Raw genomic sequence first — 13,882 nt, 5'->3', positions numbered from 1 at the left:
TTATGGGATTAATTATATTTGCGGTTTTAACAGCAATATCGGGATATGGTTTGTGGCAATTGTTTGTTAAAGCTGGCAGAAATGGCTGGGAAGCGATCGTGCCTTTTTATAGCCAGTATATTCAGGCAAAATTGACGGGAAGACCTACATGGTGGGTAATTTTATTGCTCGTGCCAATTGTCAATGTCTTTGTTTTCTATAATCTTTACCTTGATTTTATCCATTGTTTTGGAAAACGCCGGTTTTGGGAGAATGCTGCTGCTGTTTTAGTGCCTTTTATCGTTCTGCCCATGTGGGCAAAGGACAACAATGTGCGTTTTTTGAATGGTTTATATGCAAAGAATTTAAAGGCAGCTACTCAGGAAGGTATTGAACTGACCGAGGAGAAACGTGCCGAAATTGCACTTGAATCTTACAAAGATTATAAAATTAAATATCCGTACAAGAAATCCATGGTACGTGAATGGGCAGATGCCATTGTATTTGCAACTGTAGCAGCGTCACTTATTCGTGGTTTTCTGATCGAGGCTTATATGATTCCTACAGGATCGATGGAGCGTACCTTGTTGATCGGGGATTTCTTATTTGTAAGCAAGTTAAATTATGGACCACGGGTTCCTAACACACCGATTGCCTTTCCTTTTGCGCATCATACGATGCCCATCACTGGTGGGAAAGCATATTCTGAATTGATTGAACTACCTTATAAGCGTTTGCCAGGATTTCAAAAGATTGAGCGTAATGATGTTGTTGTTTTCAATTTTCCTGCAGGTGACACTGTCGCGCTCGAGAACCAAAATGCAAGTTATTACGATCTTGTTCGGGCTTATGGCTGGCAGACTGTCAATTCCCAATTTACGATCCAGGCAAGACCTATTGATAAAAGGGAGAACTATATTAAACGCTGTGTCGGATTGCCGGGCGATAAAATTTTCATGAAGGATGCTAAACTCTTTGTGAACGATCAACCGGGTTTTGATCCTCCAGAAAGCCAATTGGACTATCTCGTCTTAACGGATGGTACCCCATTAAATATGGATAGATTACGGGAGTTGAGAATAGAAGCGGCTGGTGGAGATCAGCAGCCTGGTGTTTATCAGTTGTTCATGACAAAAGATGAATTAGCTATAGTAAAATCGTGGTCGAATGTCAAAGAAATCAGAAGAAATCCTGGTGGTGAAGGTGCTTATCCGTACGATCCACAATACAAATGGAATTTTGACAATTTTGGGCCGATTTTAATCCCGAAGAAAGGATGGACGGTGGCATTAAATGCACAGACTCTGCCCATTTATGAAAGAGCGATCCGCGTTTACGAAAACAATAAGTTAGAAAAACGTTCGGATGGGATCTATATCAATGATGTGAAAGTAGACCATTATACGTTTAAAATGGATTATTTTTGGATGATGGGTGATAATCGCCATAATTCCTTGGATTCAAGAGGTTGGGGATTTGTTCCCGAAGATCATGTTGTCGGAAAGGCTTTATTTACTTGGATGAGCTGGGATGAGATTGGTACAGGACTTTCGAAAATTCGCTGGAACCGTATCTTTAAAGGAATTCATTAGCAACTGCCATTTGAGCAATAACACCGCTATTTGGGGTGCAATAAAAAAGGGCTTTCGTTGTGAAAGCCCTTTTTTATGAATCTGTGTTTTCTCTCAGCAAGAGAAAACCTTTGTGATCTCCTTTGGAGCTACTGGTGACAGCGAAATTACGAAGGTTTTAATGAATATTTTTGCAGTTTCTCAACCACAAGGGTGCTGCCTGATGAACGCTATTCCCTGAATGTTGCACTACTTCAAACAAGCGAGGTAACGTTTGATCGTTTCCTCTAACCCTAAGTATAGTGCATCGGATATAAGCGCATGGCCTATGCTTACTTCCAGCAGCTCAGGAATGTGCTGGTTGAAATATTGCAGGTTGTTGAGGTCCAGGTCATGGCCTGCATTTAGACCTAATCCAACTTCACGTGCTTTTAATGCAGCTTTGAAATAGGGTTTTATCGCAAGTTCTTTATCGAAGCCATACTCTGTAGCAAATCCTTCTGTATAGAGCTCAATGCGATCTGTTCCTGTTTCGGCCGCGGCCTCTACCATTTCTTCGACGGGATCAACAAAGATAGAAACACGTATACCTGCATCTTTGAACAATTTACACATATCTTGTAGATAGGCTTTGTTTTTAATGGTATCCCAGCCATGGTTAGAGGTTAATTGTCCTTCGGTATCGGGCACTAAGGTTACCTGTGCTGGTTTATTGGCCAATACAAGGTCAATAAACTTCTGTTCTTGGCAATTCCCTTCAATATTGAGTTCGGTCTGGATTTCTGCTTTTAGATCAAAAACATCCTGATATCGAATATGTCTTTCATCAGGTCGTGGATGCACAGTGATACCTTGAGCGCCAAAACGTTCACAGGCTAGTGCCGCAGATACTAGATTGGGGTTATTGCCACCTCTAGAATTTCTGAGCGTTGCGATTTTATTGATATTTACTGAAAGTCTAGTCATTTTCCTGTATGTTATGATGTAAAAATACAAATAATATCTATTTTTTTTTAACTTGCATATATGGATGGAATCGACTATAGCCTGTTTAGCGGCTTTCGCCTATTGGACGTTATTGATATCATATTGGTAGCGATTATTATCTACTATATCTATAGTTTGATTAGGGGGACCATTGCCGTTAATATCCTGATTGGCGTAGCACTGTTTTATGGCGTTTATATTGTCGTCAAACAGATGCATATGCGCTTGCTGACTGAGATATTTGGCGGTTTTATATCCGTAGGATCAATTGCTTTGATTGTTGTATTCCAGCAGGAAATCAGGCGGTTCTTACTACACGTGGGAAAGAATATATCCATGAAACGAAAAAAAGTTTTTTGGTCGTTTATCGGGAATAAAAAGGCAATACAAAAAGATTTGACGGAGGATCTAAAACCCGTTATTGAAGCCTGTAGAAGCATGTCGCGTACACGGACGGGAGCTCTATTAGTTTTCTCAAAGTATTTTGACGAGGAATATTATCAAAGCAGCGGTGAGTATATTGATGCCCATATCTCCAAGCGCTTGATTGAAAGTATCTTTCATAAAAATAGCCCATTACATGATGGTGCGGTGGTTATTGTTGATTTTAAGATTATGACAGCATCTTGTGTGCTACCATTGTCGGATAGTGAGGATTTACCGCTGCAATTCGGACTACGGCATCGCGCTGCAATTGGAGTGACGGAAATCTCGGATGCGATTGCCGTTATCGTCTCTGAAGAGACTGGTGAGATATCTTTTGCGAAGGATGGAAACGTCAATATGAACGTTTCACCAGAAGAACTTGAGCAATTGCTAAAAGACGAGTTATAAAATAAAAAGCTGAGCTATAAAAAAAGGTTTTAAATGCCAATGCCCCCAAAAAGTTAGACACTTTCTGGGGGCATTTTTAGATAGAGATACCTATTTCTTTGCAGCGTTGATCACTTGTGTATTTAATTTGATGTATTCACCATTTTTATCTGCTGTGGCAACTTCAAGACCTTTGGTTGCTGTTTCTATCGCACCTTTTTTATCTCCAGCTTTTAATTGCGCTTTTGCTTTCCAATATAGGACGTGAGCGGCTTTGGGTTGAGCTTTAGCAGCTTCGTCAAACCAGCTTAGTGCTTTATTTAGATCTAAATTATTACTGAAGTAATATTGGGCTGCAGCAAAATAAGGTTTTTTCTCACCCTTCATAGCCTCGTCAATAGAAGCTAATATTTTAGCCTGTTGATTGACTTTGAGATCAACCTTTACAGACGTTTTTTCCCAAGCGAGACTCAATACAGCGCCTGTAGGTGTAACATTGTCAAAAGAAATGGTAAATGTCTCCACTGGATTTGCTAAGGTCTGTGGTTTAACATTGAAGCGTAAGGCATCTTCAGTTTGTTTATAGGTATAGGCACCCCATTGTTTTGTGTTTTTACTGATGATGATGGTCCACTCTGATTTGTTCGGGATTGTGAAAAGAGCGTAGGTTCCAGCAGAAAGCTTATGGCCATTCAACTCAACATCACCTTCAAAGGTTAATGTGGTATTGGTATTTGCTCCTGTACGCCATACTTCATTATAAGGAACAAGATCGCCAAAGATCTTACGACCGTTCATGCTAGGTCTGCTGTAATTAAGGGTTACGTTTTCAATACCCAATCCTTGTGTAACTGTCTGTGAGCTACTTGCTGCAGGTAGCTTTAGCTGAGCAAAAGATTCGTTGGCCGTAAACATCATTGTTGCGGCAATGGCAATTGCAAAAAGATTCTTTTTCATCTGTATCATTGTTTGTTTTGTTGTATGCTTAATATTTAATGGCTCTTACAGCATCTATCTCCTAAAAGTAGGAAGAATTTTAAGAAAAAAAGGCATCTATTTTTAGATGCCTTTTTTTCTTAAAATATAAGATGGATTTACCTTAATTCGTTTTTTCCCACTTTATGACCTGCTATAGAGAAATACATAATGTATAGATAGCCTGGTACCATCGCATATAGGAATGCATGTTGAAAATCAATATGCAAATGATCTTTTAACAGTCCATAGATCAAAGGCCATATTGCTCCACCAGCAATACCCATAATCATAATTGCTGATCCTGTTTTTGTGAATTTTCCCAGACCTTTAATTCCTAATGGGAAGATCGCTGGCCACATGAGGGAGTTTGCGATTCCTAATAAGGCAACAAATATAAATGATGTTGTGCCAGTTGTGAAAACAGAAATGACGGTGAATGTGATGCCAATGATTGTGCAAATGCGTAGGGCCATTTGTTGTGATACAAATCTTGGAATAGAGATAATACCGATAATGTAACCGATCAACATGCAAGATAGTGTAAATGCTGTTGCGTAGGTCGTAAAGAAGGGATCAACTTTCAGTTCGCGTGCATAGACGCCAATGATATCTCCCGCCATAACTTCGACCGCTACACAGAAGAAAATTGCCAAAGCGCCCAAGAACAAATGTGGATATTGAAATATCGATGTTTTCTTTGCCGCAACAGTTCCGCTTTCTACGCTGCTTTCTTCTTCTGCGTCCATATCGACCTCAGGCAAGTGAGTGAACTTTAAGAAAATTGCGAAGGCAACGAAAATAATTGCAAGCGAGATGTATGGCGTGTGTACGCGTTGAAGAAGATTATCTAAGATCGCATTTTTTTGGACCAGATCCGTTGTTGCTTCTAATTTTGCTGTTACTTTTTGAGCATCTTTTAAAAAGAGTGTTCCGAAAAGGATAGGTACAATGATACCAGCCGATTTATTGAAAAAACCAGCTATTGAAATTCGTTGTGCTGCGCTATCAATAGGACCAATAATACTTAAGTAAGGGTTAACTGCTGTTTGTAATAATGCCATTCCTGAACCTTGAATAAAGATTCCTGTTAAAAATAGACCATAGCTTCTGTTATCTGCCGCAGGAATAAAGATCAAGGACCCTAAACCTAATATAATAAGACTGACAACTAAACCATTTTGGAAACCAATTTTTTTGATGATGACTGAGCTTGGAAGTGCTAGGAAAAAATAAGCAATATAGGAAGCAAAGGTTACGAAGAAAGCTTGCAAATCTGTTTCGAGGTTACAAGCAATTTTTAAGAATGGAATTAAAGTTCCGTTTGCCCAGGTAATAAAACCGAGGATAAAAAATAAACCACAGCAGATGGCCATAGGGCGAAAAGCTGTTTTACCAACGTTAGGATTAGTGGTCATGTTTTGTTTTATTATATTTAGTTAAGTTATCGTTCGAGTAGTTAAGTTATCGTTCGAGGATTGGTAAATCAGTAGGAATAAGGAATGAACAAACGATTGCATGCAATTTTTGTTGATTTTTAAAATATCCATCCTACAAGACTACTTAAATTTATTGAATATTGGAAATAAATAAAGGCATATTTTTGGAGTATTTTGATAATTAATTGGCAAAAAAAAGGAGGATAAATTGTGAAATTTATCCTCCTTTGCTTATAAACGTTGTCGAATTTTAATTAGACCAAGTTGATAAATCGAGTTAGCAGGAGCCAGACAGTCCTCTTCATTTTGGAACGATTGCTACTGTAAGCCTTGAGATACAATTTAATTTGTTGAAACGGTCGTACATTTTTATTTCCCAAATGTGTGTGGACCGGCCAATATGTATCGGGCTACATTTTGCGGTGATTACACCGCTACTGACCGGGCGTATGTGATTGGCATTTACTTCAAGTCCCACACCGCGGTATTTGTCAGGGTCAACCACGAGATTGGATGCGATACTTCCCAAAGATTCCGCCAGAACGACAGAAGCACCGCCATGTAAAATGCCGTGCGGCTGTTTGACTTTATCTGTTACAGGCATGGTCGCCGTGATGGAGTTGTCATCTATTTCTGTTGCTTGAATTTCGAGCAGACCTGACAGATATTTATTGAAGAATACGTTAATTTCCTCAATGCTGTAATGCTGAAACCAAATTTTTGACATCGTCTGAGTTTAAATAACGTTCTTGGATAATAATGCGGTGATGATTGAGATGGCCCGCAATGACATACAAAAGCGCTTTTACACTTGTCAGCCGTTCAGATGCCATGCCCTTACGTTCTAGTTCCACATCGTTAAAACTATTGAAAAGCATCATGTTAGCTTTGCGAAGAAAGGTGAATTCTTTGCTTAAACTTTCTAATGTGCGGTCGTTGTAACGGGAATATTGAATGAGATAGTCTTGGTCATACCCGGCAAGCTCTTTAAGGTCATTACGTGAAAAACGCAATGCCCGGTAAGCCATGATACGCTCATTATCGATGACGTGGCCAACAACTTCTTTGATGGTCCACTTATCTTCGGCGTATTTAAAATTACCTCTTTCCTCAGGAATCGTGTCCAGAAATGCTGGAAAGGAGAGCGTTTGTTCTTCTAGTGCATCAAACACGTTATCGACGACAGTCTCAATATAAGGTGCGTAGACTGCTGGATATTCGTCAGATTTGAGTGGCTTCATATTTTAAATTGCTTTTTAAGATTATTCGAAATGTTGTTCCTTTACCTACTTCAGATTCTTTTACAAAAATTTGTCCCTGGTGGTACCGCACCATTCTTTTTGTCAGACTAAGGCCAAGCCCCCAACCTCTTTTCCGTGTTGTGAAACCCGGCTGGAAAACAGATTCAAAATTAGATCTCGGAATTCCTTTGCCCGTATCACTAATGTCTATAAAAATTTCTTCTTTCGCAATATTTTCTGAAATATTAACAGTTATCTTTCCTTCTGTGCCAATGGCATTTACTCCGTTTTTCAATAAATTTTCGATAATCCAATCAAAGAGTGGAATATTGAGTTGTGCTTCAAGATGTGTGTCGCCTTTTAATTCGAAAGCAATTTTATTACTGGTTCGTATGCGAAAATAATCCATATAATTTTTGATGACATCATAGAGGTTATGGTTGGTCAGTACGGGAGTAGATCCTATTTTGGAGAAGCGGTCAGCGACGATTTCAAGTCGTTTAATGTCATTTTCCATTTCATTTAGCGTGTCATCTTCTTCGGCATCAAATTTTATGCGAATCAATTCTAACCAGCCCATCAGTGACGAAATAGGGGTGCCCAACTGATGTGCTGCTTCTTTGGTTAGTCCGACCCAAACAAGATTTTGTTCAGATTTTCGGATGGAGTTGAAAACCGTATAGGCAATAATGAGAAAGAGGGCAATCAATGATAATTGTACATAAGGAAACACCCTTAACTGTTGCAAAAACCAAGAATCCTTATAATAAACATGCCATTTTTGACCATTTTCCAATTCCAATGTAATCGGAGGATGGCTCTTCTTCATAAACGCGAGCTGCTTTTGAAAATATGCCGGATCATAATCGAGATGTTTTGTAACACTGTCGTTGTGTCCGGGTTTAATATTTGTCTTTGTGGAATCGAGGTTACGCCAGAAAATAATGTCTTCCTTATCGTCAGTAATAATTGCTGGTAAATTTAGGCTGTCTCTTACGGCGTAAATAAATGTAATGAATTCATCATCAACGTCGGGCATGGTCATGATATTTTTGGTACTCATAGCCCATACCTCAGCCTTTGAACGTTCGGCATGCGCAAGATTTCGAACGAGGTAGTTGGTATAAACCAAAGAGGCGACAGCAATGACTGCTGCAAAGATAAGCAAGATAAATTTCCAGCGTTGTTGGCTAATCTGATAGGGTTTCATGATTACGTATTCGTGTCCTTCATTTGCAAATTACTGAATAAATGTCTGTTTTCTGCACTTTTATTCATTGAAGAAGTTAACGTACCATCCAAATCAAAAATTTTGTGGTAATTTTGCGGCATGAGTTCAGAAAGAAAAGTAAGAGTGCGTTTTGCACCGAGCCCGACAGGTGGTCTTCACCTTGGTGGGGTACGTACAGCTTTGTTTAATTTTCTCTATGCGCGTCAGCATCAGGGAGATTTTATTTTACGTGTCGAGGATACGGACCAAACTCGTTTTGTCCCAGGTGCTGAGGAGTATATCAACGAATGTTTAGCATGGTGTGGTCTGTCTCCAGATGAAAGCCCGTTAAAAGGGGCGAGTACGGACCTTACCGTCAAAGTGAGCGAAAACCATCTTACCGGAAATATGCTGAGCAGTTGATCGAGAATGGTTATGCTTATTATGCATTTGATACTGCAGAGGAATTGGATGAGCAACGTAAGTTGCAGCCTAATTTTCGCTATAGCCACGAAAATAGACTTCAATTGCGTAATTCATTGAGTCTGTCTGAGACTGAAACTCAACAATTATTGGATGCGGGGACTCCGCATACCATTCGTATAAAGATTCCTACCGATGAAACGGTAACATTCACGGATATGATCCGTGGAAAGGTTGCTTTTGATACAAATCTTGTCGATGACAAGGTGTTGCTTAAAGCAGATGGCATGCCGACTTATCATCTGGCAGTTGTTGTCGATGATAAAGCTATGGAAATATCGCATGTTTTCCGTGGTGAAGAGTGGTTGCCTTCGGCGCCTATCCATATTTTATTGTGGGAATACCTCGGCTGGGGTGATAGCATGCCAGGTTGGGCACACCTTCCATTAATTCTGAAACCAGATGGAAATGGTAAATTAAGTAAGCGTGATGGCGATCGCTTGGGCTTCCCTGTTTATGCAATGAACTGGACTGATGCGAAATCTGGTGATACAACAAAAGGATTCCGTGAGATGGGCTTCTTGCCAGAAGCTTTTGTCAATATGCTTGGGGTGTTGGGCTGGAATGATGGAACTGAACAGGAGATTTTCTCCTTAGATGAATTGATCCAGAAATTTGGTGTTGACCGTATCAGTAAAGCTGGGGCAAAATTTGATTTTGAAAAAGCAAAATGGTTCAACCATGAATGGATTAAACGCACATCGACAGAATCTCTGTTGCCACAGATCAATACAGTTTTGGAGCATCATCAAGTAGAAGCCGATGCCGCTTATGTGAGCCGAGTATTGGATGCCGTGAAAGAACGTTTAACCTTTGTTGAAGACTTTTGGACTCAGGCGTCCTTCTTCTTTTCGCAGCCTGCGGAATATGATTTGAGCGCGGTAAAACCTAAATGGTCTGCTGAGAAAACAGCATTTTTTGAGCATATTAACCAATCATTTGAAGGATTTAATACCTGGAAGGCTGCTGAATTGGAACCCTTCTTCAAAGATGCGATTCAGGCATCAGGGATGAAGATGGGTGAGCTTATGATGCCATTCCGGATTATGCTGGTAGGGGGTAAGTTTGGACCAGATGTATTTCAGATTGTTGAATTACTTGGTCAACAAGAGGTCATAGCGCGTGTGAAAAAAGCACTTAAAGAATTCGATGCTTAAATAGCTTTAAGTACGAGATACTGAAAAGGGGTTGTCTGCATTGCTATGCAAACAGCCCCTTTTTTCTGAAAGAGGTTGTTTATTGATTGCTGTTGTTTTTATCAAGTCATCAATGCGCGATTAAGTCATCAATGCGCGCGCGATACGCGGTTGATTAGCCAAAAAGAATCTTCCGTTCGGGTTCTTAACTGTTGTTGCTCGCGAAATCATGGAGCTTGTCTATAGGGGGGAGTGGCCTCATTTACAAGTATGGTATCCTTAGGCGCATGAAAAGTGTTTTGGCTGGGCCGAATAAAAATATTAGCCCCGTTATTAGTATTCCTAGTATCCCTAGATAAGTAAATATCTCCATGTTACTGATTAACGTTGCTTGCTGACTTAGGGTTCCCAAAATACTTTTGCTGGCAATACGGCTTGCTATCTGATCGCCATATATTCCGGCATATTTCTCCATTAATGTATCCCAATAGTTTATTGTTAAGGTATTGCTTGTATTCAATGTTTGTTCGAGTTGAATATAATGTTTTTGATTTAGTACATAACTGACGTTTTGGATAAGAGCAAATCCGACATTCGTACTCCAGAACCGAGCTGTTGTGCCCATAAGACCTGCATTGCCAACGTGATGGGATTCGACACCAGTCAAGATATAGATAACAAGCGGTGTAAAGAGCCATCCCTGACCTATTCCTTGAATAAACAAAGGAAGACCGATTGCCCAAATTGTGGTGTCAGGGTAAAATGTGGGTACAAATAGAAAACATGAGGTCGCCAAAATCAAAAAGCCGAAACCAAAGATATATTTAGGAGATACATCGCGCAGGAGTAAAAAACCTGAACTACCGACACCCAGTATTGTGCCAAACACGTTGATGTACTGTACATCAATAATATAATGCCAGGGCCACTTCCAAACTGTAGCCATTACAGTATAAACATTATTGAGGCAGCTACGAATAATATAAAACAGAAAAAACAGGGTAACACCAAAGATCACATTTTTGTATCTCAAGATCTCAAAATGAAAAAGGGGTCTTTTGACCGTCTTTTGTTTAATCATAAAGAGTGCGCCGAAAATAAGGGAAAGGGCGAAGTTTATGGTGATATTGGCGTGTTCAAACCAATAGTATTTGCGACCATAAATTAAGACATAAGCTCCACAGCTCAATGATATCAATAAAAACAAGCAACTTGCCAGATCTAATTGATAGAGGGGGAATTTTTTACCCAAGCGATTATTGTTAAGTAACAGCAAAGCTATTGCAATCACAATCAAATGCCAATAGAGGACGACGTGGATCATATCTTGCCATCCGTAATCCATAATACTTTCTTTGAGTAAGGAGGTCGTTAAAGTTGATCCCGTAAGCATAAAGGTGTACAGGAAAAAATAAGCAATCGTACGGCTTTTGGCATGCCTAATTTGCATCATAAGCAAGGGAAGAAAGCAAGCTCCTTCCAATACACAGAAAATACCTTCTACCACGCGCAGAATGCCAATAAGAAATGGATCTCTTGTCAGCGAAATGCCTAGTAGGATCAAAATGGAAAGACTGCAGGTCAAAAGAATATATGTTCTTACTCTGAAGAAGGAAAATAGCCGCTGAAATAGAAGTAAAGCAACGACAATGGCGCCATACATCAGGGATAGAAAATACTGAATATCCTCGGCTTCAATGTCCAGTACCGAAGCGGTAAATGCCGTATTGGAATGGAAGAGAGACATTAACATGAGATGTGGGAACATCGCTAATATCATTAACGGAAGTTTTATCCATTCGGGCACCCAACTATAGTATAAAGATTTATTCATACGCATGATGATTAGGATTGATGGGTAGCATGGATAACCACATTCATACCGGCACGCAATTTCTTAAGATCCTGTTTTGGATCAAATACAATTTTAATAGGAATCCGTTGTTCAATCTTTACGAAATTTCCGGTTGCATTGTCTTGAGGTATCACGGAAAATTTGGAACCTGATGCTGGGGAAAAAGAGTGAATTTTTCCTTTAAAACTAAGTTTGGGAAAGGCATCAACCTGTATCGTGACTACAGTACCTTCTGAAAGGTTTTCGAGTTGAGTCTCTCTAAAATTAGCGTTGATCCATTTTTCCTCGCTAATGACGTTGGCTAGTGTCTGGCCTTCCTTTACAAATTGTCCTGGTTGGATCGTTCGTTTGCCAACAAAGCCATCGTAGGGAGCGGTTACTACGGTATAGGAGAGAAAAAGCTGTGCATTTGTTTTCGCAGCCTTTTTGATATTGATATTAGCTCTTGCCGGCAATTCGTTTGCTTTTTCTTTGCTGCTGTTCAGTTGAGCTGAATTATATTCTTCCGTAATGGCGTGCAATTGCGCCAATGCGATATCGTATGCTGCTTTGGCATTATCGTACTGCTGTCTGGTGGCAGCCTCAGCTTCAAATAAATTCTTGAACCGATTGTAATCCTGTTGGGTCTGCCATACACTTACTTTTGCAGCCTCTAATCTTGCCTTTTGAACCGAAATACTATTAGCTGCCGCATCGGCTGTTTTGCTGAGAACCTCGGCATTTCTCTCACTACTTTGGAGTTCGGCATTCGCCATATCCACCTTGGTTTGATACTCGCTCGCGTCTATAATAAGCAGCGTGTCGCCTCGATGAACATATTGATTTTCCTCAAATCGTACCTCTTTAATAAAACCAGCGATTCTACTGGCAATGGGTGTAACATATTGATCAATTTGAGCGTCATTTGTCGTGACATACTGATTAGTAAAAATGAGGTGTCTGACTAAGACGCCAATACCGGTCAATAATAATAGGCTGGCAAATATGACGAGCACTTTATTAAATCCCTTTGTTTTGTCTTTTTTATCTTCTTTATTCATTGTTGTTTAATTGCGCGTTTTTCAATTGTTTGCTTTGCCTGTGCTTATTCCTTTGTATGTGCTTGACGTATCCTTTACCTTAAAATCATCAAAGCTTCCAGCTCAAAAAGTCTCGGAGCCATTCATCCAGTTCAGCTATGCTGTACTCGAAGTAGCAATTTTTCTGGTTTTGTATTTGACTTAAACAGGAGTACTCGGAATACGAGCAAATTTCCTCTGAGCACATGAGCATATGGCTGTACAAAGATACTGTGAGATAGAAACGTTTTGTTTTGTATAGTCGGACGAATATATGTTCATTTGCGCCATGTTGTAGGAAAAGTGTAATTTTAAGTTATGGAAGAGGAAAAACTGGCAGCTATTGATGCTGATCAATATGATTTTTATGTAGACCACATGTATGTCGATCGTATCGATTCTCGGGAGTATAAACATAAAAAGGCACGGTTGCTCTATGCCGAAGGTGGAATTGTTCATGTGTTTACAGCAACAAAGCACTGGTACTTACCGGCAAGATTTTACATGTGGATTCCGGCAAATACAACCTATCATCTGGAAAGCACAAGCTCCCGTATCCCGCTATATAGTTTTTATTTCAAAGAGCGGCAGCAGATGCCGTCCGTACTTTCAGTACCGAATATATTTCTTAGCAATGATCTGGTGCGTGAAATGTTTTTATTTGCTCAGGATTGGAGCGGAGGGGTCAGTAAAACGACCGATTATTCAAAATACTGTCTCTTGCGCGCGATGATGGCTATCATTCCGGATACAAGTTCACCAATAGATGCTTTCCCGATGCAGCATCCCTATCCTAAAAGTGAGAAACTCAGGAGTGTGGCTAGATATCTGAACAGCAACATTGATCAGGCCTTTACCATAGAACAGATTGCGGCTCGCTTTGGAATGAGTAGCCGCTCGTTGTCCAGACTTTTTAAAGACGATATGGGCATCAGTTATATTCGGTTTTTAAGAGCCATACGAATTGCAAAAGCTTTGGAGCTGATGTCAGAGAATAGCTATTCCATTCTAGAAATAGCCATGCGCGTGGGATACAACGAGCTGTCTTCTTTTAGTAATATTTTTACGCGTGTAACGGGTATCCGTCCATCGATATATATGGCGAAGATTAATGAATATAAACAGTAATATTTTA

At 39.9% G+C, this 13,882-nt stretch carries 11 protein-coding genes and 1 pseudogene; 4 read left to right on the top strand and 8 right to left on the bottom strand.

Features of this window, described 5'->3' with window-relative positions; all coding sequences use genetic code 11:
- Positions 1-2 precede the first annotated feature (2 nt).
- Positions 3-1,571, top strand: a complete 1,569-nt coding sequence (gene lepB / locus DTA23_RS13455) for a signal peptidase I (protein ID WP_112375039.1) — start codon at positions 3-5, stop codon at positions 1,569-1,571.
- Positions 1,572-1,799: 228 nt separating this feature from the next.
- On the opposite strand, the gene DTA23_RS13450 is transcribed toward lepB, so the two are convergent.
- The gene (locus tag DTA23_RS13450; protein ID WP_046672649.1) at positions 1,800-2,516 is read right to left on the bottom strand and encodes a pyridoxine 5'-phosphate synthase; all 717 of its coding nucleotides are present in this window, start codon (positions 2,514-2,516) and stop codon (positions 1,800-1,802) included.
- 60 nt (positions 2,517-2,576) lie between these two features.
- Here DTA23_RS13450 and cdaA point away from each other — a divergent pair, with 60 nt between their 5' ends.
- Positions 2,577-3,371: a diadenylate cyclase CdaA gene (gene cdaA, locus DTA23_RS13445; RefSeq protein WP_046672648.1), complete on the top strand. Its 795-nt coding sequence runs from the start codon at positions 2,577-2,579 to the stop codon at positions 3,369-3,371.
- A 90-nt stretch (positions 3,372-3,461) separates the two neighbouring features.
- Here the strand turns inward: cdaA and DTA23_RS13440 are convergent, their stop codons facing one another.
- The 5 genes from DTA23_RS13440 to DTA23_RS13420 all read right to left on the bottom strand — a co-directional run bounded on the left by DTA23_RS13440 (position 3,462) and on the right by DTA23_RS13420 (position 8,215).
- On the bottom strand, positions 3,462-4,307 hold the full coding sequence (locus tag DTA23_RS13440) for a DUF2911 domain-containing protein (RefSeq protein WP_070561502.1): 846 nt from the start codon (positions 4,305-4,307) through the stop codon (positions 3,462-3,464).
- Between the two features lie 137 nt (positions 4,308-4,444).
- Positions 4,445-5,743 (bottom strand): sugar MFS transporter, encoded by a 1,299-nt coding sequence (locus DTA23_RS13435; protein WP_112375038.1) that lies wholly within the window; start codon positions 5,741-5,743, stop codon positions 4,445-4,447.
- 322 nt (positions 5,744-6,065) lie between these two features.
- Positions 6,066-6,491, bottom strand: coding sequence for a hotdog fold thioesterase (locus tag DTA23_RS13430; protein WP_112375037.1), 426 nt, complete (start codon positions 6,489-6,491; stop codon positions 6,066-6,068).
- Positions 6,457-7,005, bottom strand: coding sequence for a DinB family protein (locus tag DTA23_RS13425; RefSeq protein WP_046673623.1), 549 nt, complete (start codon positions 7,003-7,005; stop codon positions 6,457-6,459). Before DTA23_RS13425 ends, DTA23_RS13430 begins: the two co-directional genes overlap by 35 nt.
- The gene (locus DTA23_RS13420; RefSeq protein WP_070561286.1) at positions 6,986-8,215 is read right to left on the bottom strand and encodes a sensor histidine kinase; all 1,230 of its coding nucleotides are present in this window, start codon (positions 8,213-8,215) and stop codon (positions 6,986-6,988) included. Before DTA23_RS13420 ends, DTA23_RS13425 begins: the two co-directional genes overlap by 20 nt.
- A gap of 120 nt (positions 8,216-8,335) precedes the next feature.
- Here DTA23_RS13420 and gltX point away from each other — a divergent pair.
- A pseudogene (gene gltX, locus DTA23_RS13415) lies at positions 8,336-9,855 on the top strand (glutamate--tRNA ligase).
- 241 nt (positions 9,856-10,096) lie between these two features.
- Here gltX and DTA23_RS13410 read toward each other — a convergent pair.
- Both DTA23_RS13410 and DTA23_RS13405 read right to left on the bottom strand, forming a co-directional pair.
- Positions 10,097-11,668: an MFS transporter gene (locus DTA23_RS13410; RefSeq protein WP_172462417.1), complete on the bottom strand. Its 1,572-nt coding sequence runs from the start codon at positions 11,666-11,668 to the stop codon at positions 10,097-10,099.
- A gap of 11 nt (positions 11,669-11,679) precedes the next feature.
- Positions 11,680-12,729: an HlyD family secretion protein gene (locus DTA23_RS13405; protein WP_070561283.1), complete on the bottom strand. Its 1,050-nt coding sequence runs from the start codon at positions 12,727-12,729 to the stop codon at positions 11,680-11,682.
- A gap of 336 nt (positions 12,730-13,065) precedes the next feature.
- On the opposite strand from DTA23_RS13405, the gene DTA23_RS13400 reads away from it, so the two are divergent.
- Complete coding sequence (locus DTA23_RS13400; RefSeq protein WP_070561282.1) at positions 13,066-13,875, top strand: helix-turn-helix domain-containing protein; 810 nt, start codon at positions 13,066-13,068, stop codon at positions 13,873-13,875.
- Positions 13,876-13,882: the final 7 nt, after the last annotated feature.

This window comes from Sphingobacterium multivorum, assembly GCF_900457465.1.
Taxonomy (GTDB): domain Bacteria; phylum Bacteroidota; class Bacteroidia; order Sphingobacteriales; family Sphingobacteriaceae; genus Sphingobacterium; species Sphingobacterium multivorum.
The sequence above is the reverse complement of the archived record's forward strand: the minus strand, read 5'-3'. Positions and strand labels throughout refer to the sequence as shown.